At 45.8% G+C, this 25,264-nt stretch carries 23 protein-coding genes; 16 read left to right on the top strand and 7 right to left on the bottom strand.

What is annotated here, in order from left to right:
* Positions 1 to 53 precede the first annotated feature (53 nt).
* The 12 genes from hypF (at position 54) to hypE (ending at position 12,805) form a co-directional block, all read left to right on the top strand.
* A complete protein-coding gene (gene hypF / locus AABS66_RS16990) occupies positions 54 to 2,330 on the top strand; it encodes a carbamoyltransferase HypF (RefSeq protein ID WP_430225205.1) in 2,277 nt (758 codons plus the stop codon).
* Positions 2,331 to 2,935: 605 nt separating this feature from the next.
* Complete coding sequence (hybO, locus tag AABS66_RS16985; protein ID WP_206083631.1) at positions 2,936 to 4,054, top strand: hydrogenase 2 small subunit; 1,119 nt, start codon at positions 2,936 to 2,938, stop codon at positions 4,052 to 4,054.
* 2 nt (positions 4,055 to 4,056) lie between these two features.
* Entirely contained in the window at positions 4,057 to 5,043 is a 987-nt protein-coding gene (gene hybA, locus AABS66_RS16980) for a hydrogenase 2 operon protein HybA (protein WP_206083633.1), read from the top strand.
* Complete coding sequence (gene hybB / locus AABS66_RS16975) at positions 5,027 to 6,214, top strand: Ni/Fe-hydrogenase cytochrome b subunit (protein ID WP_206083634.1); 1,188 nt, start codon at positions 5,027 to 5,029, stop codon at positions 6,212 to 6,214. Before hybA ends, hybB begins: the two co-directional genes overlap by 17 nt.
* Positions 6,211 to 7,914, top strand: a complete 1,704-nt coding sequence (hybC, locus tag AABS66_RS16970) for a hydrogenase 2 large subunit (RefSeq protein WP_206083635.1) — start codon at positions 6,211 to 6,213, stop codon at positions 7,912 to 7,914. Before hybB ends, hybC begins: the two co-directional genes overlap by 4 nt.
* The gene (locus AABS66_RS16965) at positions 7,914 to 8,408 is read left to right on the top strand and encodes a HyaD/HybD family hydrogenase maturation endopeptidase (protein WP_206083636.1); all 495 of its coding nucleotides are present in this window, start codon (positions 7,914 to 7,916) and stop codon (positions 8,406 to 8,408) included. The genes hybC and AABS66_RS16965 overlap by 1 nt, the downstream gene beginning before the upstream one ends.
* Positions 8,401 to 8,886 (top strand): hydrogenase-2 assembly chaperone, encoded by a 486-nt coding sequence (hybE, locus tag AABS66_RS16960; protein ID WP_272574043.1) that lies wholly within the window; start codon positions 8,401 to 8,403, stop codon positions 8,884 to 8,886. Before AABS66_RS16965 ends, hybE begins: the two co-directional genes overlap by 8 nt.
* On the top strand, positions 8,886 to 9,227 hold the full coding sequence (gene hypA / locus AABS66_RS16955; protein WP_206083638.1) for a hydrogenase maturation nickel metallochaperone HypA: 342 nt from the start codon (positions 8,886 to 8,888) through the stop codon (positions 9,225 to 9,227). Before hybE ends, hypA begins: the two co-directional genes overlap by 1 nt.
* An 89-nt stretch (positions 9,228 to 9,316) precedes the next feature.
* Positions 9,317 to 10,396, top strand: coding sequence for a hydrogenase nickel incorporation protein HypB (gene hypB / locus AABS66_RS16950; RefSeq protein WP_349422061.1), 1,080 nt, complete (start codon positions 9,317 to 9,319; stop codon positions 10,394 to 10,396).
* The gene (gene hybG, locus AABS66_RS16945) at positions 10,387 to 10,683 is read left to right on the top strand and encodes a hydrogenase maturation factor HybG (protein WP_206083804.1); all 297 of its coding nucleotides are present in this window, start codon (positions 10,387 to 10,389) and stop codon (positions 10,681 to 10,683) included. The genes hypB and hybG overlap by 10 nt, the downstream gene beginning before the upstream one ends.
* Positions 10,667 to 11,779, top strand: coding sequence for a hydrogenase formation protein HypD (gene hypD / locus AABS66_RS16940; protein WP_430225204.1), 1,113 nt, complete (start codon positions 10,667 to 10,669; stop codon positions 11,777 to 11,779). Before hybG ends, hypD begins: the two co-directional genes overlap by 17 nt.
* A complete protein-coding gene (gene hypE, locus AABS66_RS16935; RefSeq protein WP_349415575.1) occupies positions 11,780 to 12,805 on the top strand; it encodes a hydrogenase expression/formation protein HypE in 1,026 nt (341 codons plus the stop codon). It begins immediately after the preceding gene.
* Between the two features lie 50 nt (positions 12,806 to 12,855).
* On the opposite strand, the gene AABS66_RS16930 is transcribed toward hypE, so the two are convergent.
* The 7 genes from AABS66_RS16930 to purB form a co-directional block, all read right to left on the bottom strand.
* On the bottom strand, positions 12,856 to 14,190 hold the full coding sequence (locus tag AABS66_RS16930) for an MmgE/PrpD family protein (RefSeq protein WP_272574046.1): 1,335 nt from the start codon (positions 14,188 to 14,190) through the stop codon (positions 12,856 to 12,858).
* Complete coding sequence (locus AABS66_RS16925) at positions 14,187 to 15,350, bottom strand: amidohydrolase (protein WP_272574047.1); 1,164 nt, start codon at positions 15,348 to 15,350, stop codon at positions 14,187 to 14,189. The genes AABS66_RS16930 and AABS66_RS16925 overlap by 4 nt, the downstream gene beginning before the upstream one ends.
* A 45-nt stretch (positions 15,351 to 15,395) precedes the next feature.
* A complete protein-coding gene (locus AABS66_RS16920) occupies positions 15,396 to 16,157 on the bottom strand; it encodes an amino acid ABC transporter ATP-binding protein (protein WP_206083644.1) in 762 nt (253 codons plus the stop codon).
* Between the two features lie 9 nt (positions 16,158 to 16,166).
* Positions 16,167 to 16,838 (bottom strand): amino acid ABC transporter permease, encoded by a 672-nt coding sequence (locus tag AABS66_RS16915; protein ID WP_349415578.1) that lies wholly within the window; start codon positions 16,836 to 16,838, stop codon positions 16,167 to 16,169.
* Positions 16,839 to 16,900: 62 nt separating this feature from the next.
* A complete protein-coding gene (locus tag AABS66_RS16910) occupies positions 16,901 to 17,701 on the bottom strand; it encodes an amino acid ABC transporter substrate-binding protein (RefSeq protein WP_272574048.1) in 801 nt (266 codons plus the stop codon).
* Positions 17,698 to 18,237, bottom strand: coding sequence for a GNAT family N-acetyltransferase (locus AABS66_RS16905; RefSeq protein ID WP_206083647.1), 540 nt, complete (start codon positions 18,235 to 18,237; stop codon positions 17,698 to 17,700). The genes AABS66_RS16910 and AABS66_RS16905 overlap by 4 nt, the downstream gene beginning before the upstream one ends.
* Positions 18,238 to 18,250: 13 nt before the next feature.
* The gene (gene purB, locus AABS66_RS16900) at positions 18,251 to 19,615 is read right to left on the bottom strand and encodes an adenylosuccinate lyase (protein WP_206083648.1); all 1,365 of its coding nucleotides are present in this window, start codon (positions 19,613 to 19,615) and stop codon (positions 18,251 to 18,253) included.
* A gap of 509 nt (positions 19,616 to 20,124) precedes the next feature.
* Between purB and AABS66_RS16895 the strand changes: the two genes are divergently transcribed.
* From AABS66_RS16895 to AABS66_RS16880, 4 genes are read left to right on the top strand one after another with little or no spacing between them, the layout of a single operon-like run.
* Positions 20,125 to 21,747, top strand: coding sequence for an ABC transporter substrate-binding protein (locus tag AABS66_RS16895; protein ID WP_206083649.1), 1,623 nt, complete (start codon positions 20,125 to 20,127; stop codon positions 21,745 to 21,747).
* Entirely contained in the window at positions 21,725 to 22,678 is a 954-nt protein-coding gene (locus tag AABS66_RS16890) for an ABC transporter permease (RefSeq protein WP_206083805.1), read from the top strand. The genes AABS66_RS16895 and AABS66_RS16890 overlap by 23 nt, the downstream gene beginning before the upstream one ends.
* A 59-nt stretch (positions 22,679 to 22,737) precedes the next feature.
* On the top strand, positions 22,738 to 23,541 hold the full coding sequence (locus AABS66_RS16885; protein WP_241016817.1) for an ABC transporter permease: 804 nt from the start codon (positions 22,738 to 22,740) through the stop codon (positions 23,539 to 23,541).
* Positions 23,541 to 25,217: a dipeptide ABC transporter ATP-binding protein gene (locus tag AABS66_RS16880; protein WP_430225203.1), complete on the top strand. Its 1,677-nt coding sequence runs from the start codon at positions 23,541 to 23,543 to the stop codon at positions 25,215 to 25,217. The genes AABS66_RS16885 and AABS66_RS16880 overlap by 1 nt, the downstream gene beginning before the upstream one ends.
* Positions 25,218 to 25,264 lie beyond the last annotated feature (47 nt).

Below are 25,264 nucleotides of genomic sequence, written 5' to 3'. Positions count from 1 at the left end.
TTTTGAGGCTGTTAGCGGGAAAATAGCTTCTATTGAAATAAGAGGGTGTGCAAGTGAGCAACGGAATACAGCTTCGGGTTAAAGGTAAAGTACAAGGGGTGGGTTTTCGTCCCTATGTTTGGCAGTTGGCACATCAGCAGCAGCTGTATGGGGATGTCTGTAATGATGGTGAAGGGGTATTAATCCGCCTACTCGCAAATGCAGATATCACTAAATTTAGCCAATTATTACAACAACACTGCCCTCCTTTAGCGCATATAGAGAGTATTCAATCACAGTCTTTTCAGTGGGATGTTTTTCCCGATGAATTTACCATTCGCCGTAGTGGCGAAGGGAAGATGGATACGCAAGTGATCCCCGATGCGGCAACTTGTGATGCTTGTCAGCAAGAGATTTTTGACCCTACTAATCGCCGTTTTCATTATCCATTTGCCAATTGTACTCATTGCGGGCCGCGCTTTACGATTATTCGCCATATGCCTTATGATCGCCCAAATACCGCGATGGCTGATTTCCCGTTATGTCCTGAGTGTTTGGTGGAATATCAATCCCCCGCGGATAGGCGTTTTCATGCGCAGCCCAATGCGTGTGCTGTATGTGGACCTAAAATTAAGCTCAGTGATGCTTTCGGGCTGACGGTGGCGGAGAAGGAAGGGGCGCTAATATCGGCATCGCAATATTTACTCATGGGTAAAATTATTGCCATTAAGGGGTTAGGTGGTTTTCATCTTGCTTGCGACGCAACGGATGACCATGCAGTGCAAGCGCTACGCATGCGTAAACATCGCCCAACAAAACCATTTGCGGTGATGATCCCGTCTTTAGATTGGTTAAAAAACCAAGGGGTGAGAGTGAGTGATGGGCTAGCCTCATTGCTAAAAAGCCCCGCAGCGCCGATCGTTTTAATCAAGCAGTGGAAAAACAGCGGTCTAAGCCAGTTTGTCGCCCCCCATTTGACTGAGTTAGGGGTGATGCTGCCTTCAAATCCCTTACAGCATTTATTAATGGCGGAAGTAAAAAAACCGTTAATCATGACGTCAGGGAATGCATCTGGGAAGCCCCCTGTTCTTACAGAGCAAAATGCGTTTAAGGATTTAGCTAATATTGCCGATTTTTACCTGACGCATAACCGCGATATTGTGCAACGTGCTGATGATTCTTTAGTTCGTTATCACCAAGGCGAGGCTGAAATGTTACGCCGTGCTCGTGGGTATGTACCTGATTCTGTAGATTTACCTGAAGGGTTTGAAAACTCCCCCTCTATATTAGGGTTAGGGGCTGACCTGAAAAATACGTTTTGTTTACTGCGCGATAAAAGCGCGGTATTAAGCCAGCACCTTGGGGATTTGGACGACTTAGATATTTTTGAGCAATACCAAAGTTCGATTGATTTGTTTGAGTCAATTTACCGTTTTACACCAACTGCATTGGTTGGGGATATGCACCCAAACTATGTCAGCCATCGCTTTGCTAATCAACTATCTGCACAGTTAGATATTCCCTTTGTGCAAGTTCAGCACCATCACGCCCATATTGCGGCCGTTATGGTGGAACACGGTTTGCCAAGAAATACAGATAAGGTGATTGGTTTAGCACTTGATGGGTTAGGTTTTGGTGATGACCAACGTCTCTGGGGTGGGGAATGTTTACTCGTAGATTATACATCCAGCCAATATTTAGGTGGGTTGCCCGCGGTCGCTTTACCTGGAGGCGAAATGGCGGCAAGGCAACCTTGGCGTAATTTATTGGCTCATTGGTTACAGTTTGTTCCCAACTGGCAACAGCAATCAGATGCAATTCAACTTCTTGAGTTCCCTTGGCAAGGACTGGAAAAGGCTATCGAACGCGGGCTCAACTGCCCAACGGCGTCTTCCGCGGGGCGGTTATTTGATGCTGTTGCTGCTGCCCTGGGTATTTGTACGGTACAAACGAGTTGGGAAGGTGAGGCCGCGTGTCAGCTTGAAGCGCTGGCGATGAACTCTGAGGTTATGACACACCCAGTGACGATGCCATTAATTAATCAACGCCTTGACTTAGCAACGTTTTGGCGTGAATGGTGTGCTTATCAAGCGCCTAAAGCGCAACGCGCCCATGCGTTTCATGTCGCATTAGCAAATGGGTTTGCGCAGCTTGCGAAAACATCTGCCCAGCAATATGGCATTAAGACAATCGTGCTATCGGGGGGCGTGATGCACAATAAATTATTACGAAATTTATTAATGAATAATTTAAATGAATTTGAGGTATTAACGGCAAGGCAGTTCCCGATGGGGGATGGTGGATTGGCATTAGGGCATGTGGCGATAGCCTCAGCAAAATTAAAGCGTTAGCCAATGAGGAATATTACAAGGCCTTTAGAGTGTATATTAGGCTGATTTTTGTATATTTTAATTTTTAATTAAAATATTCTTTTTTTGATATTGATTCTTATTTAGATAATTAATAATTATATTAATGGATTGGTTATTAATAATACTCTAATTTCGTTTAATTAAATGATAAACAAATAATGAATTCCTATATATCAATGATAATTAATGAAATTTATATTTAAATTAATGTGATATATAGCGCATTATTGAATAATAAACGATGGAGTTTTATTTTAGGTATCACTTTTACCTCCCAGTAACTGAATCGATTTTTCTAACAAATATATAAAAAAGATGAAATTTCTTATTTCCTCTTGATGAAGATCAAGTGATTAAAAATCGGTAGGAATAGGATCCTATTTTATATATATGCACCAGGTTACTTAAATAAGAATTTATTTCATTAAGCTAAGTTTTGTTGTCAATTTGAATTGCAATGATACAAGCGTAAGGCGTAAGCGTATTTAGCACGTCGGGTTTTGTGGCATCTCTAACGCAAGGATAATCAACGAAATTTGTTTAATGAATAGGTTCTAAGCCACCCATAATAATAGGAAAAAAGAATGATAGGAGATAACTCTATTAATTCTCCTCACGGTATTAACCGCCGTGATTTTATGAAGTTATGTACAGCGTTGGCAGCAACGATGGGGCTAAGCGGGAAAGCAGCGGCCCAAATTGCTGAATCTATTAGCGACCCAGCTCGTCCGCCTGTCATCTGGATTGGCGCACAAGAGTGTACGGGTTGTACCGAGTCCCTGCTGTGTTCTACCCATCCAACCCTCGAAAACTTAATTCTGGATACAATTTCACTGGAATACCATGAGGTGTTATCTGCCGCTTTTGGTGAACAAGTTGAACAGAATAAGCATAATGCGATAGAAAAATACAAAGGAAAATATGTTCTTGTCGTTGATGGTTCTATCCCGCTGAAAGACAACGGTATTTACTGCATGGTTGCAGGAAAACCGATTGTTGAGCATATCCGTGAAGTGGCTGAACATGCCGCTGCCGTGATTGCAATCGGTTCTTGTGCCTCTTGGGGCGGTGTTGCAGCGGCGGGTGATAACCCAACGGGCGCTGTTGGGCTAAACCAAGTTATCAAAGATAAGCCGGTGATTAATATCCCAGGTTGCCCGCCAAATCCACATAACTTCCTTGCGACCGTTGCACACTTAATTACGTTTAATCGCCCGCCAGCACTGGACAGCAAAAACCGTCCAATGTTTGCTTATGGTCGATTAATTCACGAGCACTGCGAGCGCCGCCCTCATTTTGACGCAGGCCGTTTTGCCAAAGAGTTTGGCGATGATGGTCACCGTGAAGGTTGGTGTTTATATCACTTAGGCTGTAAGGGCCCTGAAACTTACGGCAACTGTTCAACATTGCAGTTCTGCGATGTTGGCGGTGTATGGCCTGTGGCGATTGGCCACCCTTGTTATGGCTGTAACGAAGAAAACGTCGGCTTCCACAAAGCGATTCACCAACTTGCGAGTGTGGAAAATCCAACGCCACGGGCGGATAAACCTGATTTAAATAACCGTGAAGGCGGGCAAATATCATCAACCGCCGTTGGCTTAATTGGTGGTGTTGTGGGGTTAGTCGCTGGGGTGAGTGTGATGGCGGTACGTGAATTAGGTCGCCAAAAACGCCAGCAAGACCATGACTCACGGGGAGAATAACCGTGAATAGACGAAATTTTCTTAAACTCTCCGCAGGGGGAGCGCTCCTTGCGGGCAGCTCACCAAGCTTGGCGGGAGCGGAAAACCGACCGCCAATTCCAAACTCCCTTGGCATGCTGTACGACTCAACTTTGTGTGTTGGGTGCCAGGCCTGCGTGACAAAATGCCAAGATATCAACCACCCAGAGCGTAATCCTGTCGGGGAGCAAACATGGTCGAACAACGACAAGCTTACCCCATACACCAACAACATTATTCAGGTCTGGAGTAGCGGCACGGGGGTGAATAAAGATCAGGAAAAAGACGGCTACGCCTACATTAAAAAGCAGTGTATGCATTGCGTTGACCCAAATTGCGTCTCTGTTTGCCCTGTTCAAGCACTGAAAAAAGACCCGAAAACGGGCATCGTTCATTACGATGCAAGTGTGTGTACGGGTTGCCGTTACTGCATGGTGGCGTGTCCGTTCAACATTCCAAAATATGCTTACGATGATAAGTTTGGTGCTATCCATAAGTGCGAGCTATGTAATCAAAAAGGTGTTGAGCGTTTAGATAAAGGCGGTTTACCTGGCTGTGTGGAAGTGTGCCCAACTGGGGCGGTGATTTTCGGTACGCGGGAAGAGTTGCTCGCCGAAGCAAAAAAACGCTTAACACTCAAAGTGGGGGATGAATATGGCTTCCCACGTCAAACCCTGCATAGTAATGATCCAAATGTCATCAAAGTGCCGAAGTATGAAAACCATGTGTATGGCGAGCTTGAAGGCGGTGGAACGCAGGTCATTGTGCTCTCTGGCGTGCCATATCAACATCTTGGCTTGCCTGAATTAGAGCAGCTTTCGACAGGTGCGCGCTCTGAATATGTTCAACACACGCTATACAAAGGCATGGTGTTGCCGTTAGCGGCGCTAGCAGGGCTGAGCTTCTTGGTGTATCGCAATACCAAGAATGACAAACACGAAGGAGATGACTCAAATGACGACGCATCATAAAGAAAAGCCGCTAGGCGGGCGTTTAGTCAGTTGGCCAATTATGGTCTTTGGGCCATTGGTGTTGCTTTGCGTCATTCTGATTATCAAACGTTTAGTTTTCGGCTTAGGTTCGGTTTCTGATCTTAACGGCGGTTATCCGTGGGGGATTTGGATCGCCTTTGACTTGCTGATAGGGACAGGTTTTGCCTGTGGTGGCTGGGCACTGGCGTGGGCGGTGTATGTGTTTAACCGCGGGGAATATCACCCACTGGTTCGCCCTGCATTACTGGCCAGTTTATTTGGTTACTCCCTAGGTGGTTTATCCATCACTATCGACGTGGGGCGTTACTGGAATTTGCCGTATTTTTATATTCCAGGCTTCTTCAACACCAATTCGGTGCTGTTCGAAACCGCCGTGTGTATGACGATTTACATTGGTGTGATGGCGTTAGAATTTGCCCCAGCCTTGTGTGAACGTTTTGGCTGGAAAGTCTCATTAAAACGCTTGAATAAAGCGATGTTTTTTATCATCGCATTAGGGGCATTGTTACCAATGATGCACCAATCCTCAATGGGATCATTAATGATTTCAGCGGGATACAAGGTACATCCAATTTGGCAAAGTTATGAAATGTTGCCGCTGCTCTCGCTGTTGACCGCGTTTATTATGGGTTTCTCGATTGTCATTTTCGAAGGCTCATTGTTGCAAGCTGCCTTAAAAGGGCAGGGGGCAGATGAACGGCCACTGTTTGTGCGGCTAACGCAAATTCTGCAAGTGCTTTTAGTGTTGTTCTTAGTGTGTCGATTTGGCGAGTTGATTTATCGCGAAAAACTGCACCACATCTTTAATGGCGACTTCTACGCCATGATGTTCTGGATAGAAACCGTGTTAATGGTGATCCCATTAATTATTTTCCGCATGCCATCGCTACGAAATGATTCGCGTTGGTTATATATCAGCGGATTAAGCATGTTAATCGGGGCGGCAATGTGGCGAATGAGCTATTCCCTTGTCGCGTTTAATCCTGGGGGCGGTTACGACTACTTCCCAACATCAGAAGAACTTTTAATTTCAATGGGTTTTGTGGCAATTGAGGTCTGCGCGTATATCTTGCTGATCCGCCTACTACCCGTTATTCCAGCATTGAAAAAAACAACGATGAGCCATTCAGAGGCCCGAGGTAAAGCATGAGCCAACGTATAACAATAGATCCAGTCACTCGTATCGAAGGTCACTTACGCATTGATTGTGAAATTGAAGATGGAAAGGTCACCAAGGCTTGGGCTTCAGGCACCATGTGGCGCGGTATGGAAGAAATCGTCAAAGGGAAAGACCCTCGTGATGCATGGATGATTATGCAGCGTATTTGTGGGGTTTGTACCACTGTTCACGGCATTGTATCTGTACGTACCATTGAAAGCGCTTTGAATATTGATGTGCCCGTTAATGCGCAATACATCCGTAATATGATTTTAGCGGCGCATACCATTCAAGACCATATTGTCCATTTTTATCAATTATCGGCGCTAGATTGGGTAGATATCACCTCCGCGTTAAATGCAGACCCAAACAAAGCAGCAGAAATCCTCAAAGGGGTTTCCACATGGCCACTCAATAGCGCAGAAGAATTTACTCGCGTACAAGACAAAATCAAAAAACTGGTGGCGAGCGGGCAATTAGGGATTTTTGCGAATGGTTACTGGGGTCACCCAGCGATGAAATTGTCGCCTGAAGTGAACTTGATTGCGGTTGCGCACTATTTGCAAGCCCTTGAATGCCAACGGGATGCAAACCGCATTGTGGCATTGCTTGGGGGTAAAACACCACACATCCAAAACCTCGCCGTGGGCGGTGTCGCGAACCCGATTAACCTTGATGGCGTGGGTGTTCTTAACCTTGAGCGTTTAATGTATGTGAAATCCTTTATCGACCGTTTAGGGGATTTTATCGAGCAAGTATACAAAATCGATGCAGCAGTGATTGCAGCGGGTTACCCAGAATGGTTAGAAGTCGGCCAAGGGGCGAAGCATTACATGTGTATGCCTGAAATGCCGATGGACGGCAAAAATGGCAGTTTCTTATTGCCAGGTGGCTACCTCGAAAATAGCGATTTCAGTACCTATCGCCCAATTACCAGCCACATGGACGAGTATTTGATCAACGGTATCAAAGAAAGTAGCAAGCATGCGTGGTACAAAGAAAACGAGCCACAAGCACCGTGGGAAGGCACTACAAACCCTGACTACACAGGTTGGGACGATGACGGTAAATATTCATGGGTGAAAGCGCCGACCTTCTATGACAAAACCGTCGAAGTGGGGCCATTAGCGGACTTACTGTGCAAGCTGGCGGCAAAACACGAGCCAACGGAAAAACATTTTAACGATGTGGTGAACCTGTATCAAACACTGACGGGTAACAGCATTGGTATCGATCAGCTGCACTCCACCCTAGGCCGTATTATTGGTCGTAGCGTGCGTTGCTGTGTGCTGAATGAAACACTGTCAATTCAGTGGCAAGCACTGGTGGATAACATTGGCAAAGGCGACTTTACTACCTTTGTAAAACCAAATTTCCCAGAAAACGCAACGATTAAAGGGGTTGGATTTGGGGAAGTACCTCGCGGGCTGCTTTCACACTGGGTAGTTATCAAAGACGGTAAAATTGAAAACTATCAGGCTGTTGTGCCATCTACATGGAACTCTGGCCCACGTAATTTCAATGACGAACCAGGCCCTTATGAGCAAGCGTTGGTAGGAACGCCTGTTGCTGACCCAACTAAACCACTTGAGGTAGTGAGAACCATCCACTCATTTGACCCATGTATGTCTTGTGCGGTGCACATTGTGGATCCTGAGGGTGGGGAAGTCACTAAGGTTAAGGTGCTGTAATGCGAATTTTAGTCTTAGGCGTTGGCAATATTTTGCTGAGCGACGAAGGGATTGGCGTGCGCATTGTTGAAGCATTGGAAGAACGTTATCACTTGCCTGAATGTGTGGAAGTGCTTGATGGCGGTACTGCGGGAATGGAATTGATCGGCCCAATGGCCTCCCGTGACCACTTAATTATTGCAGATGTGGTGTTATCGAGCCAGCAACCTGGCTCGTTATTAGTGTTACGTGATGGCGAGGTGCCTGCGTTGTTTACCCGTAAAATCTCCCCTCACCAGCTAGGATTATCTGATGTGTTATCTGCTCTGCATTTAACGGATGAATTTCCACAACGTTTGACCTTAGTGGGCGTCGTACCTGAGTCCTTAGAGCCACACATTGGTTTAACCGCAACAGGGCAAGCTGCGTTAGAGCCTGCATTGCAAAAAGTGGTAGACGTGCTGCGAAGTGAAGGTTTGGAAATTACGGCAAAAGAAGAGAGTTTACATGCCTGATGACATTAACGGTTATCAAAGTAACCCACGGCCTCTCGTTGAGGCCGCATTTCAACGGGTGGCGGAGCAATCGATGCACGATTTGTCTTTTCTCCACCCCTCGATGCCCGTCTACGCCAGTGAGTTCGCTTTGTTTGAAAATCAATGGGTTGGTGCGGTTATCACCCCGTGGATGCTCAGCGCCCTCATTTTACCTGGGCCTGACCAGTATTGGGAGCAGCGTACTGTCGGCGACAAAATTGGCTTGATTTTACCGTATGGGGAAATGACCTATACCGTTGGGGAACTTGACGGACTAACACAATATTTAGCCTGTTCGTTAATGTCGCCATTAGATAAAAGTTTGAGTCCTGAGCAAGGTATTCACCTTGCGGATGATTGCCGCCGTATTTTGCTGTCGCTGCCAGTAAGTGACCCAAATGTACCTCAATCGCCAGCACGCCGCGCGTTATTTGCACGCCACTTGAAGGAAGCATAATGCATGAAGTTTCATTGTGCCAAAGCACACTCGAAATAATTGAACAGCAAGTCAAGCAAAACGCCGTGAAAAAAGTCACGGCAGTTTGGTTAGAAATAGGTGCGCTTTCCTGTGTTGAAGAAAGCGCATTTCGCTTTTGTTTTGATATCGCTTGTCGCGGTACTGTCGCGCAAGGTTGCCAATTGCATATGGTGCATCGTCCCGCACAAGCTTGGTGCTGGGATTGCAGTGAAATGGTGGAAATTGATAGCCACCAATCCGTTTGCCCACAATGCCAAAGTTTGAATTTAAAAGTGGAAAGTGGCGATAGCTTGCGCATCAAAGAATTAGAGGTCGAATAGTTTTCAAAGTGACTTTGAGGTGCATCAACCTTGCGATTTTGATTATGTATTAATCTAATTTAACTATTTAGCGGTTGGGAGTGAAACTTATGTGTAGTACATGTGGATGCGCATCGGGAGAGCGCAGAATCGAGGGTGATGAGCACAGTCATCATCACCATGACCATCATCACGACCATGACCACCATCACGGCCATGATCATCATCACGATCATGAAAAGGCGCATGACCATCATCATGGGCACGATCACCACCACGATCATGACCATCATGACCATGAAAACCAAGGCCAAACCGTCATTATTCATCACCATTATTACCACCAAGGCGATGTGCATAACCATTATCACCAATATGATCCTGCGCTTGTTGAGGGTAAAACCAAAAAACAGAAACACAAGCATAAGCATAAGCACGTTTACGCCATGGCGGAAAATAGCTTTAAACCTGCGGGCGAACACCATGATTTGGATTACGGGCAGGGTGAAGCTGGCACACACGCACCGGGGATCAGCCAAAAGCGTATGCTGCAAATTGAGATGGACGTTTTAGATAAAAACAATCACTTAGCAGAACATAACCGTGAAGCGTTTGCAGAAAAGAATATTTTAGCGTTAAACCTGGTTTCCAGCCCAGGCTCTGGGAAAACCACGCTATTAACGGAAACCTTGCTACGTCTGCGCGATAAAATTAACTGTGCGGTGGTGGAAGGCGACCAGCAAACCACCAACGATGCCCAGCGTATTCGCGAAACGGGGGTGCCTGCTATCCAAGTGAACACAGGTAAAGGCTGCCACTTGGATGCACAGATGATACACGATGCGGTCTCACGCTTAGGTTTGGATGATAATAGCTTGTTATTCATCGAAAATGTGGGGAACTTAGTGTGCCCTGCAAGCTTTGATTTAGGCGAGCGCCATAAAGTGGCTGTTTTGTCCGTGACCGAAGGGGAAGACAAACCCTTAAAATACCCGCATATGTTTGCCGCGGCAGACATTATGTTGCTCAATAAAATCGACTTACTGCCGTACCTGCATTTTGACGTGGACGCCTGCATTGCTAATGCCAAACAAGTCAATCCAAACATCCAAGTGATTAAAGTCTCAGCGACACAAGGAGACGGTATGGATGCATGGCTCGCATGGCTGGAGACTCAGCTATGTGCTTAGGCATTCCAGGAAAAATCGTGGCGGTGGGTGAAGATATTCACCAACTGGCACAAGTGGATGTCTGTGGCGTGAAGCGAGACGTTAACATTGGCCTGATTTGTGAAGGGGAAACCAGTGAGTTATTAGGCCAATGGGTGCTGGTTCACGTGGGCTTCGCCATGAGTATCATCAACGAAGAAGAAGCGCAGTCGACATTAGATGCCTTAGCGGCGATGAGCCAGCTTGACCATGAGGTTGGCGATTTTAGTGGTTTAAATGCAGGGGCTACAGATGCAGTACGTCGATGAATTTCGTGACCCTGCTTTAGCAAAAGTATTATTGGCGAATATCCGCCAACGTGTGAATGACATTCCACGGGCTAAGCAGCGCCCATTGCAGTTAATGGAAGTGTGCGGCGGGCACACTCATGCGATTTTTAAATTTGGTATCGACCAACTTTTACCGCCAGAAATCGAATTTGTTCATGGCCCAGGTTGCCCCGTTTGTGTCTTACCAATGGGGCGAATCGACGGTTGTATCGAAATTGCTGAGCAGCCAAATGTGATTTTTTGTACCTATGGGGATGCGATGCGTGTCCCTGGTAAAAATGGCTCTTTACTTGATGCAAAACGCCGTGGGGCAGATGTGCGGATTGTCTACTCTCCTTTGGATGCCCTCGGGATAGCAGAGCAACATCCTGATAAACAAATCGTTTTCTTTGGTTTGGGGTTTGAAACTACGATGCCAAGCACGGCGATTACCTTGCAACAAGCTAAACGCCGTCAACTGAACAATTTCACGGTATTTTGCCAGCACATTACCATCATCCCAACCTTAAAAAGCCTATTAGAACAGCCAGATGTTCGCATCGACGGCTTTTTAGCTCCAGGGCATGTCAGTATGGTGATTGGGGCACACCCTTACCAGTTTATTACTGACGACTTCCATAAACCGCTGGTGGTAACGGGGTTTGAACCGTTGGATATTTTGCAGTCTATATCTATGCTAGTGAATCAGATAGCGGATGGACGTTGTGAGGTGGAAAACCAATATAAGCGTATTGTCGCTGACCAAGGCAACACGTTAGCACTCAAGGCATTAGATGAAGTGTTTGAGTTAAAAGAAACCAGCGAATGGCGCGGTTTAGGGGAGATTGCAGGCTCAGGTGTGCAGCTTAGCGCCGCTTATCAATCCTTTGACGCCGAGCGCCGTTTTCACGTACAACCACACCAAGTGGCGGATGACCCGCAAGCACGGTGTGGCAATGTGTTGACGGGGCGCTGTAAACCCAATGAATGCCCACTATTTGGCACTCGCTGTACACCACAAACCGCTTTTGGTGCCTTAATGGTGTCTTCGGAAGGGGCTTGTGCGGCTTATTATCAATATCGTCGGGAGGCATAGATGAGCAATGATGCGAACAATGTGGTATTGATGGCCCACGGCAGCGGTGGGCAGGCCATGCAACAGTTAATTGAACAACTATTTTTAAAAGCATTCGCTAACCAAGCGTTGAATGAGCGCGAAGACCAAGCGCGACTTTCGCTGGCGGAACTCACCACATTAGGGGATCGCCTTGCGTTCAGCACCGACAGTTATGTGATTGACCCGATTTTTTTCCCCGGTGGAAATATCGGTAAATTAGCGGTTTGCGGTACGGTGAATGACGTTGCCGTTAGTGGTGCAGTCCCTAAATATCTGTCTTGCGGGTTTATTTTAGAGGAAGGCTTTCCGTTAGCCGAGCTCGCCACCATCGTCGAATCAATGGCAGCAACGGCTGCAGCGGCTGGGGTGCAGATTGTCACGGGGGACACCAAAGTGGTGCAGCGTGGTGCTGCGGACAAAGTGTTTATCAACACAGCGGGTATCGGGGTTATCCCAAGCGAAATTCAGTGGGGAGCTCAGCAAATTCAAGCAGGTGACAAAGTGATCGTCAGTGGTACGTTAGGTGATCACGGTGCGACCATCTTAAACCTGCGCGAGCAGCTTGGTTTAGAGGCGCAACTCAGTAGCGATTGCGCGGTATTGACGCCATTAATTGAGCCACTGCGTAATATTGAGGGCGTACGTGCATTACGGGATGCCACTCGGGGCGGTGTGACGGCGATTTTGCATGAGTTTGCGCAGGCAAGCGGCTGCGGAATGGCGATTAACGAGGCTGACTTACCCGTTGCCTCAGCGGTTAGGGGCGTATGTGAATTGCTCGGCCTTGAACCACTGAATTTTGCCAATGAAGGTAAACTAGTGATTGTGGTAAAACCTGAAGCGGAAAGCGCAGTGTTAGCCGCATTGCACAGCCATCCTCTAGGCCAAAATGCCGCAACCATTGGCTGTGTGACAGAGCAAAAACAAGTCAAATTAGTTGGGATCTTCGGGACATCAAGGCTATTAGATTTACCTCACAGCGAGCCTTTACCACGCATTTGCTAATCATTTGCTTTAATATCAGGAATGCTAAGCCGTATTCCTGATATAAAAAGTTAATTCAAACTTGCAATGAGTTTGTTTCTAATCGATGACGTACTTTGCGGGGTATTAAAAAGGCAGAGCTCTAGCCATGCTTCGATTTCTTGGTAAGTGGCATTTGTCAGGCAGTTTTGCCATTTTTGCCTTAAATCAACGGGTAATTTGAGAAACTGCTGGCGGTCTAAGCGGTGGCTTAACTGGGTTGAACCCGCAAGAAACAGTGTGACTTGATGAAAACGTTTTTCAGGGGCAAGCACATCAGGGGGAACACTTCTATCAGGGTTACGGTTAACACGTTGAGCTAACGCCATAATGTGTGGGTCTAGCTCAGGCTCGGTAAAATCACATAAATGCAGCTCCCCTTTAATCAGCATGGCAGCAATAATGTATTCAAGGCAAAAACGTGCTTCGATACCATTTTCTGGCACCCTGATATTGGCTGCAATATCTCCCCCCAATGGGAAAGCGATATCGATACGTTGAAGGTTATCGAGAAGAGCGGTTAATGGCTTTCCGCTACTTAACCAGCGTTCACGTAACACCTGAGTCACTGCGACAGCGGAGTGCGTACCTGCACACGTTGGATAAGGCTTAAATTCAAGCCCCGGTGACTCAATACGCCAAGGGTTTCCCCAATCTTTGATAAGCAGTTCAGGCATGGCTTGTCGCTGGCTCATTGCTTCTAAAAAAGCATCAATCACACCATGTGGGCGGGAAGAAAAACCGCTCGACGCTAATTGAAATGAGATGACCGCGGATTGTGCAGCCAGTCCCGCATGAAGTGGCTTTACCGCAGAACCAAATTGGGCACGCAATGCGGTTGATTGTGTCGCGGCAAGGCCGAGTGCGCAGGTAGTGGTTTCTAAATCGGCGGCAAATAAATAACATAGCGCCGCGGTGGCGGCGATGGCACCTAAACTTCCTGTTGAGTGAAAACCAAGTTGGTAATGCTGATTCGTGATGGCTAGCCCTAATCGACCCGCAACTTCGACACCAACACAGTAAGCATTTAAGAACCGTATGTTATCAAGCTCATTTTGCTGCGGTGTTAAAGCGAATAGTGCGGGTAAAATAACCGTTGATGGGTGGCCGCGAAAATTAGCGTGAAAATCGTCAAAGTCGAGAGCATGCCCTGCATACCCAAGTAATAGCGCGACACTGCGGGGATCGCGCTCAGGCCAAAGAGCGCTCAGTTGTTGCCACCCCGCATCATTAATATGGCCTTCCGTCACGGAGAGTGTGACGGCGAGGTAATCCTTAATGCCGTTTTTTGCGGCGAGCTGGGCTGAAGGAGGCGGAGAGGCCCCAAGGATTTTCTCCGCCAAACTCGTGGTTAGTTCGCTAATCATTGCGCCTTACCATGATATTCATTGAGTACTGTTTCCGCTAATTGAGCGAGGTAACGTGCGGTTGGGTATAAGGCTTTATCATCGACACGGAATTTTGGATGATGTAAAGCATAGGGGCCACCTGAGCCAATCATCATAAATGCGCCTGGTATTTTTTGTTGGTAGAAAGCAAAGTCTTCACCAATCGGGCTTGCTTCGACTCTGATAGCCTCAAAACCAGATTTTTCAGCTTGGATCAGGGCTAAATCGACCCATTCCCCAGTGTTAACCACCGAAGGTGGGCCAGGATGCCATATTAATTCGATTTGTGCATTAAATGTGGCAGCGATCCCCGCGATAATTTGGCGTAATCGCTGTTCAATTTGCTCTCGGGTGGCTTGTTTGAAGGTACGCACCGTGCCTTCTAAATAAGCGGTATCAGGGATCACATTCCATGTACTGCCACTGTGAACTTGTGTAATCGACACCACGGCGTTTTGATCAGAAGAAACATTTCTACTGATAATGGATTGCGTCGCATTGATAATCTGAGCAATGATAATTAGTGGGTCATTGCCTTCATGTGGCTTCGCAGCATGAGCCCCTTTCGCGGCAATTTTAATTTCGAAGCGATCAACCCCAGCGGTAAGCGCGCCTTCTTTACTGCCTATTACACCGACTGGCAAAGTAGGGTCATTATGAATACCAAATATCGCCAGAGCACCATCTAATGCCCCTGTAGCAAGTAGATCTGGTGCACCTTGGCCAGTTTCTTCTGCGGCTTGGAAGAGAACTCGCACGGTACCTTTTAAATTGGCGATATTTTGTTGCAGCAAAATCGCGGCACCCAGTGCGGCGGAAGCATGAAAATCATGACCACAAGCGTGCATTACCCCTTTGTTTTCAGAGACAAAATCAACACCAGACTCCTCTTCAATAGGTAGCGCATCAATATCGGAACGTAACACGATTAAGGGGCCGTCTTGTTGGCCTTTAATCTCTGCGACTAACCCAGTTGCTAACGGAAGGGGTAAAATAGTAATCCCAGCTTCCGTTAACGCATCGCGAATACGCTGCGTTGTTTGGTGTTCTTGATTCGATAATTCAGGAAAACGGTGCATTTCGTGGCGAAATGCTTGAATTTTATCTGCAAGTGCTTGCTCATGGCTGCTAATGTTCATTAAGTTTCTCCCCATTGAGGCGCAGGTGCCTACGGATTTTTTTGGTTATATATTGAATTCGTCGATTGGCTCGATATTAGTCAATTGACGTAAAAAACGGCGTGTTTGTGGGTTTTCAGAGAAGCGAATAACTTGCTCTGCGGGGCCTTGTTCAACAATCTGTCCATCCGCCATAAAAATCACGCGGTCAGCCACTTCTTTGGCAAATTCCATTTCATGGGTCACTATCACCATGGTGGTTTTTTGCTGAGCAAGGGATTTAATCACCTGAAGCACCTCAAATACTCTTTCTGGGTCGAGAGCCGAGGTTGGCTCATCAAATAAAATGGCTAAAGGGTTGACGGCAAGGGCACGGGCGATACTCACTCGCTGTTGTTGCCCGCCCGATAACGTGACTGGGTATTTGTGGCTATGTTCAGCTAGGCCGACAGTATCCAACAGCGCTAAACCGATTTTATCGGCTTCGCTTTTCGCCATTTTTTTAACGGTGATTAATCCTTCCGTCACATTTTCAAGTGCTGTTTTATTTTTAAACAGGTTGTAATTTTGAAACACCATGGCGGTTTGACGGCGTAATGCATAGGCATCATTTACGCTATGTTTATGCGTATCTAAGGTGACATCGCCGATTTGTATAATGCCGGATTCAGGGTGTTCTAACAGGTTTAGGCAGCGTAATAAGGTGGACTTCCCAGAGCCAGAAGGGCCGATAATGGCGACCACTTCCCCTTCTTGGATATCGAGGGAAATATTATTTAAAACCGTATTGGTGCCGAAGCTTTTATTCAGTTGCGATACACGGATCATCATCATTCCTTACCGTTGTAATGATTGGCTTAAGCGTTTTTCTAGCACCGTTTGTAAACGGCTATAGATAAGCACGGTGAGCCAGTAAATGAGCCCAACAACAATGAATGTTTCGAAGTAACGTAATGATTCAGCGGCGATCATTTTGCCTTCTGCGAACAGTTCTGTGACACCAAGCGCAAAGGCCACAGAGGTATCTTTAATCAATGAAATAAAGGTATTACCCGTTGCAGGCAGTGTGTTCAGCATTGCTTGAGGCAAAATAATGCGACGGTAAATTTGGCGCTTTTGCATACCAATCGATAAGCCTGCTTCCATCTGCCCAAAGTCGACGGAGGTCAATCCAGCACGATAAATTTCGGCCATATAGGCAGAGTTTTTCAGGCTAAAGCCAATAATTGCCGCTGTAAACGCATCCATCCCATTAAAAATGGGAAAGGCTTGAGGTAAGCCGAAATAAATAATAAACAGCTGTACCAGCGTTGGAATTCCACGAAATATGGAGACGTATAAATCGACGATTTTAACAACCGCCTTGATACCCGTAATCCGCAGTAGTGCAAGCGTCAACCCTAATGTCATCGCACAAACCATTGAAACAATAGCAAGAAATAGCGTGACAGGTAGGTAGCTTAAAATTTGCGGAAAGATCCGCACAATATAGTCGAAATCTAAATTCATCATTCATGCCTTACAATATTGGCCGGCCTGAGTTCCCAAAGGCCGGTCAGCGCCTAGACTAATTAGTTGGCTGCTTTAGCGGTGATATCTTCACCAAAGTATTTTTCTGACAGTGCTTTTAAACGGCCATCTTGGCGTAATACCTCTAGCTCTTTATCAAATGCCGCCTTCAGCTCTTTCCCTTTTTCATCTTTTTGGAAAGGGAAACCGACGGCTTCAATCACTAAAGGCTCCCCGACCAGTTTTAATGGCAGGTTGTTCTCTTTGATTTCGGCTAATAAGATAGGGCGAGAGTTGACGTAAGCTTGAACGCGGTTGTTAATCGCATCATTCATAGCTGCGTCACGGCTTTCATAGGTGCGGATCGTGACACCATTGTCACCAAAGGTTTTTTTCAAGTTCACAAGGTGGTTAGAACCTAAAACCCCAGCGATCGTTTTCCCCTTTAAATCATCGACAGTGTTAATGTCTTCATTTGATTTATTGGTCACGAGCTGGCTGCCGTAATAACTATAAGGTGCGGTGAAGTCGTATTTTTCTTGGCGAGCAGGTGTAATTGACACTACATTCGCGACAGTATCGAGCTTTTTCGCCTCAAGTTGACCCATTAAGCCGCTAAAGTCAGAGGTGACCCAAACAATGTTATAATTGAGATCTTTCGCAATGGTTTCTGCCAGTTCAACGTCAAAACCCGTGAGCTTACCATCCTTTTTATAGGCACTGGGGAAGCTGAGCCCCGTGGCACCAATACGTAGTTCTTGGCTAGATTGTGTTTCAGACGTTTTTTCTGTTTTGTTATCACAAGCGGTCAGCAAAGTCGTTGCCGCGACGAGACCTGCGATCAGCGTAATATATTTTTTCATCGTGTTTTCTCCGGTTGATTAGAAATTGCTAACCATTGTGTATAACGTTGTTGATCAATGATTTTTCGCATAAAAATAGTGATGTGGCCTTTGCCTAAGTCCCTTTTTTCAACAGTCTGAAAGCCCAAAGATTGGTAGTAATCCACTAACCACGGGTGGCTTTGTGCCGTACCCAGTGAATAAGCTGGCGCACGCAGTTGTTGTGATAAAATGTTATCTTCAAACCAAGCCAATATTTTTTTACCCAGTTGTTGGCCTCGATGTGTTGGTGCGGTTGCAAACCAGCCAATATGAGGTAAACCAAATGGGCCGGGTTGCTTGCTCCATGGGTAACGCAAGGTGACGGAGGCAATTAAAATACCGTCTTCAAACATCCCATAAACGGCGTGGTTATTGAGGTGTTGAGTCATCGCGGCTAAATCAGCGGTCGCCGCATCAAAACGAATACCCAGATGCTTAATTTCTGCGTAAGCATGATGAAGTAATTGGTAAAACGCAGTTGCATCGGTAGCCAGTAATTGACGGTATTGGTACATAACGACCTCGTTCTTAATCCGCTAATAAACCAAGTGTTTTCGCGTGGGCAATCACTTGGTCAACCTTTTGAGGTGCTGAACCCAAATAGTTAATCGGGTCTAACCATGCATCGAGTTCTTGCTCAGAAATGAATCCAGCTAGCTGCTCATTGGCCTGTAATACGTCTTTAAATGTACGTTGCTCTTCATAGGCTTGCATCGCGCACTCATACACAATGTGGTGTGCGGTTTGTTTACCAATTTTGGTGCCTAATTCGAACATCACTTTTTCCGACAGTAATAAGCCACCTTGTAGGTCAAGGTTACGGCGCATTTGCTTTTCGTTGACGGTGACACCTTCAATAACCGCAAGGGCATTTTTCAACTGAGCGGAGAGGTAGATACAAATTTCAGGTAAGGCTATCCACTCTGCGCGCCAGCTCATGGCATCTCTTTCATGTTCAACATGCATGGATTCATAAATGAGGGAGACGCTCTTTAATAGCGGATGCGTCAAGCTCGCCAAGCCTTCCAATGCTGCTGGATTACGCTTATGAGGCATGGTAGTAGAACCAATTTTCCCCGCAGAGAATGGCTCTTCAATTTCATTAATTTCAGTACGCATTAGGTTGTATAGTTCGTTCCCGATTTTCCCTAACGTGCCGCTGATTAAGGCACAAACAGAGGCAAACTCACTAAACCTGTCGCGCGCAGATTGCCACCCGATAGTCGGGGTGCTTAGCCCTAAAATATCCAATGTGCGTTTTTCGACAGCGGGGCCTGTTTCGCCAAATGCGGCATAAGTACAGATGGCGCCACTGATATTTCCGGTTAATACGCGTGATTTAATTTCATTTAGGCGTTGGTGATGGCGTAAAAATTCATCTAACCAAACGGCAACTTTAAAACCAAAGGTTGTTGGAAGTGCTTGCATACCATGGGTTCTGCCAACCATCGGCGTGTTTTGGTAGCGTTTGGCGCTATTGGCTAGAGCGGTAACGAGTGCTTTTGCATCACGCTCGATGATATTAAATGCGCTCTTTAACTGTAGCATGGTGGCGGTATCCACAATATCTTGCGTGGTTGCACCATAATGAATGTACTCACCCGCCTCACCACATTGTTTTTGCAGCGCGATCAATGTTGGCATTAAGGAATGCTTCATTTGCGCGCCTTGGCTTGCAATTTCTTCAATATTCAGTTTATCTGCATCTGCGTGTTGTTCGATATATTGCGCCGCCTCTGTAGGGATCAAACCGAGTTCGCCTTCGGCTTTCGCCAGTGCCACTTCAACCGCTACTTGGCTTTTTAATCGGTTATGTTCCGACCAAACATGACGCATTTCTTCAGTGCCAAAGTTATTACCAATTAATATAAAGTCGATAAGATGTGAGGCCATTTTGTTCTGCCTTATAACTAAATTTATTTAACAAGATGATTTTTTCATAAAATATCACCGTGGTTATAAAACGATAAGAATTAAAAAATATAAGTTATATTGAAAGTGTGAATGTTAATTGAGGTAATATAATTCATTGAGGGTTATTGAATCTTTATAAAATATAAAAATGTTTACTTATCAATTTGTTGTTTGGGTTTTATCGTTGATTGATAATTTCTTCTGGTTATGGGGGAATAGACGTTTAAAATAGAAAATACAAATTTAATCAATGATGAAAATGATATATAACTATTTTTAGTTAGCTATAATTAATGGATATAAGTTGAGTTTACATGATTTTATTGTATTAAATGAGTTTTTGATTGTGATTAATTAGTTCGGTTTTTTAATTGCCTTATAATTAAAATAAATAACTCAGTTTTTTTTATTCTTTCTCTCTTTAAATTCCTATTCATAGAGTAGAGCTAACGCAATTTATGCGGCGACCATTTGAAAAGGAATAAAGGATGAGTAAACGACATACCTATTTTGAAAAAAACAATGCCAATATTTTAACAACGGCCACCGTTGCACTGAGTCTATTGGCAGCACCTTTAAGTTTTGCCGCAGCAGAAACCCCCGTCAGTGGTGGAACGCTAACCGTGGGCTTAGGCAGTGATACTCCAATTATTGATCCATCATTGACAGCGTATTCAGTTGCCGCTGTGGTGTCACGAAATGTGCTAGATTCATTAGTGGGCCAAGCAGAGGACAACCGCTTTACACCGTGGCTAGCGGACAGCTGGGAAATCAACGATAACAATAAAGAATATGTATTCCATTTACGCAAAGATGTCACGTTTAGTGATGGCACGCCGTTTAATGCAGAGGCGGTTAAGTACAATTTTGAGCGTATTTTAGACCCTAAAACAATTTCCCATTATTCAAAATCATTATTAGGTCCCATTACTTCCATTACTACCCCTGATGAGTATACGGTGGTGATTCGCTATGACGAACCATTTGCACCGTTACTACAAGGCTTAAGCTTACCGTACCTTGGCATTCAATCGCCGACATATTTGAAGAATACCCCAAATACCAGTTTCACTTTGGTGGGCTCGGGGCCATTCCTCTTAGATTCATTTGTGAAGGGAAGTGGCAGCAAGTTAACCAAGCGTGCTGACTATAATTGGGGGCCTGGTTATGCGACTCATCAAGGCCCCGCGTATTTAGATCACATTGAATTTAAATATTTGCCAGAAGCCTCGGTTCGTTTGGGAGCACTAAACAGCGGTCAAATTCAAGCCATTGATGCAGTTCCTCCAGTGAATTTTAAACAAGTTAAAAATAACCCCAAGCTGAATGTGATCACTTATGAAAATCCTGGTGTTAACCGCGTATTGTATTTGAATACAGGTAAGGGCGTATTTTCAGATGTGAAATTACGTAAGGCATTCCAAAGTGCGATTGACCCTTCTGTCGCGGTGAATGCGGCTTTTTTTGGTTCATTACGTGCCGCCGATAATGTGTTAGGGCCAGCAACGCTGTATTACGACCCATCCGTACGTAATTTATGGGGTTATGACCCTGAAAAAGCAGGACGTTTATTAGATGAGGCGGGTTGGAGCCAACGAGATAAAGAGGGCTATCGCACGAAAGATGGCCAGCAGCTGCTTGTGCGCTTTACCTATGTACCCACGAACGTAGAAGCCGCAGACGTCACCTTGTTCCAAGCGGTTCAGCAGCAGGCCAAAAAAGCGGGTTTTAACCTGCAATTTGACCCTGTTGATGCGGGGGTATTCAATGAGCGAACAGCGACGAGTAATTATGATATTGCATCAAACTTCTTTGTTCGCCCTGAACCCGATATTTTGCGTACCGCATTCCATTCTGCATTTACACCACCACAAGGTAACAACCACGCTCGTGTGAATACATTGGATAAGCAATTATCTGAGGCGGTAGGAACGAATGATGCAGAGCGGGAGCGTCTATATCATGAAATCCAACGTGAAATTATTGACCAAGCTTATGTTGTACCACTTTATATCCCAGCTTATCAGCTTGGTGTCTCTAAACAAGTTCAGGGTATTAACTGGGCGACTAATGCGAAGCCGAATTTCTATGATGCATGGATTAAACCGTAAGTTCCGGTTAGTTAGCTATCGCTTATTGATGATTATTGCCGTGCTTTGGGGCGCGGCAACACTCTCTTTTGCGGTGGTTAAATTTATACCGGGTGACCCAGTTAGTGTCATAACGGGTAGCGAAGGGGTAGTTGATGAAACCGTCAGAGCGGAGATTATTCATCAATTTGGTTTAGACAAGCCCTTGTGGCAGCAATACATAAGTTATTCAGGGCATGCATTGATAGGGGATTTAGGTCAGAGTTATTTATACCGTCAACCTGTTATTTCAGTGATTGGTAATGGGTTAAAAGAGACCTTGCCTTTAGCATTGGGCGGATTAGGTTTTGCGTTATTGGTTTCGATTATTAATGCCGTTTTAACCGCAGGACGTCGGCATCAAGCGAAAGACCTGATTGTTGGTTTAGAACTCATTTTACTGAGTACCCCAGTGTATTGGATTGGTATTTTACTGCTCAGTATTTTTAGTTTTTCATTGCAGTGGTTTCCTGTCACTGGCAATCAAGGGGTGATATCACTGGTATTGCCGGTGATTACGTTGAGTCTACCGTTAATTGCCGTGTTAAGTCAGGTACTGCGTGATGGTATGGAAGAGGCATTAGCTCAGCCTTTTGCCACGACGGTTAGGATGCGGGGAGTCAGTGAACTTATGCTACGGGCTCGTCATGTCTTGCGCCATGCGGCATTGGCTATATCAACCTTAACCGGCACATTGCTAGCGTCGGTGCTAGGAGGTTCTGTATTAACGGAGACGGTTTTTGGGCGAGCGGGCATTGGTCAAATTATGTTAGGCGCCATCGAAAATCGGGATATGCCGTTGGTACTTGGGCTCGTGATGTTTTCTGCTTTTTTATTTGTTGTGATTAATTTATTGATTGATGGCCTTTATTTGTTAATCGACCCTCGCTTACGTAAACAGGAGGCTATCTGATGAGTAGTGATGTATATGGAATCAATGTGGCGCGGCCGCGGGTGCTCTCCCAATTTGTAATGAAATATCGTGGCCTATTGTTACCAAGTATGGTGTTGACGATATTGTTGCTCGCGATGTTTTTCCCAGCTTGGTTTACTCATTATGCACCGGATGAGGTTGATTTAACGGCTATTTTGCAACCTCCGAGTACTGAACACTGGTTTGGCACAGACCAATTAGGCCGAGATGTTTATACACGGGTGGTTTATGGTACTTCGCTATCACTCAGTATTGGTTTAGGTGCCACATTAATTGCATGTTTAGGCGGCATCTTACTAGGCAATGCGGCTGTATTGACCCCGAGGTTTATCCGTACACCACTGGTGCGTTTACTCGATATCATGTTGGCTTTTCCAGATTTATTGCTGGCGTTATTAGTGATAGCGGTATTAGGGCGTGGGCCCGAAAATACATTGCTGGCGGTTGGGATTGCGGCAATTGCAGGCTATGCGCGCCTAGTCCGTTCGCAAGTCTTACTGGTGAAATCCTCTGGTTATGTTGAGCATGCTGTTGCACTCGGAATGCCAGCAAACCGTATTATTTTTCGACATATTATTCCCAATACACTGCGCCCGTTACTCATATTAGCCACCATTGGTGTTGGTCATGCGGTGTTAGCCGCTTCGGCATTGAGTTTCTTAGGGTTGGGAGTTACCCCGCCAACCGCAGAATGGGGGGCTTTACTTGCGGATGGCCGAAACTATTTAGACAGTGCGCCATGGATAAGTTTAATGCCAGCAACGGTGATTGCATTATCAGTGATCACCATTACATTGATGGGAAGACGCATACAGCGATTGATTGCGCGAGGTGAATTTTAATGAATCCTAACATCACGGAACAAGGCCGAGCGGTTTTGCAGGTTGAAGACTTGCATGTGCGTTTTTTATCGCAAAATGAAAATTTTCACGCAGTTTCTGGGGTCTCTTTTACATTACATGCGGGTGAAATTATTGCATTAGTTGGGGAATCGGGCTCAGGAAAATCCGTAACAGCTCGCACGTTAGTCGGCCTTACGGGGGATAACGCAGAGGTCTCTGCTAAACGCTTAGCACTGCTTCACACTGACCCTCAAGGGGCAAGCCATGAAATTGATTTACGCCATCAAAGCCAATCTAACTGGCGAAAGATACGCGGACGAGAAATTGGTTTTGTGTTACAAGATGCTCTGACGTCTTTAGATCCCTTACGCAAAATAGGTCAAGAAATTGCAGAGCCACTACTGGCTCATCGATTAGCGTCACGTAGCGAAATCCCCCAAAAAGTTAACGCCTTACTCGAGATGGTTGTAATACCTGACCCCCTTAATCGGTCACAAATGTACCCCCATGAATTATCGGGTGGGTTGCGTCAAAGGGCGCTAATCGCATCTGCATTGGCGGGACAACCGCGGGTATTAATTGCGGATGAACCGACGACTGCGTTGGATGCCACTATTCAAAAGCAAATATTGGAAGAGTTTAAATCATTAGCGCAGTTAGGGATTGGCATTTTATTAATCACTCACGATTTATCGGTCGTCGCCGATATCGCCGACCGAGTGATAGTGATGCAGCATGGGCGGCCGCGAGAAAGTGGGGATGTTCACCAGGTGCTTAAATCTCCCCAGGACCCTTACACAATAAAATTATTGTCATCTGTGCCTACCCGGCATTCACGAGGAACTTGGCTGACAGGGCGTGATCCTCTAGCAAATTGGTCAGAACCCGCGACCTCATCATCAGTGGGTGCAGAACCTGATACGGTGTTATCCGTTGAGCAGGTCTCTCGTGCTTTTCGATTACCAAATGGGCAAAAATTACAGGCGGTTGATAATATTTCCTTGACCCTTAAAAGGGGGGAAACACTCGGTATTGTTGGCGAATCAGGTTCAGGCAAAACGACATTAGGCAAACTGATTTTAGCATTGCAAACACCGAATAATGGCCGTATTGAGTTACTTAACCAGCCGTGGAGTACGCTAAAAGAGCGTCAGCGTAGAGCGCTTCGTCCGCGAATTCAAACGATTGTGCAAGACCCATTAAGTTCTTTTGATCCGCAACATACGGTGGAGCAAGTGCTGTTGCAGCCGCTTGAACTGCATTCGACACTCACCGCTGTGCAGAAACAACAGCGAATAAATGAACTGTTATCTTTAGTTTCGCTCGATAGTCAGCTATTGAAACGTAGGCCCGCCTCATTGTCTGGCGGGCAACGGCAACGTATCTCAATTGCCCAAGCATTGGCCTGTGAACCCGATATCCTCGTTTGTGATGAGCCTGTCTCGGCCCTTGATGTGACGACGCAAGCTCAAGTGTTGGACTTGTTGTCTTCGTTACAGCAAAAGCTGGGGTTGGCGATGGTGTTTATCTCCCATGACTTGGGGGTGGTACAGCATATTAGCCACCGCATTGTGATACTGAAGTCAGGAAAAATTGTGGAAATGGGCAGCGTTGATGCGATTTTTACGCAACCAAAGCACCCTTATACTCAATTGCTGTTATCGTCAGTATATTGACTTGTTTTGCTCAAAAGGAAGGTGTCAGCGTGCGTGGTCATTTATGT

It is taken from the genome of Providencia sp. SP181, from assembly GCF_050446505.1.
GTDB classification, from domain to species: domain Bacteria; phylum Pseudomonadota; class Gammaproteobacteria; order Enterobacterales; family Enterobacteriaceae; genus Providencia; species Providencia vermicola.
Note: the sequence above shows the minus strand (reverse complement) of the source record. Positions and strands in the feature narration are given on the sequence as shown.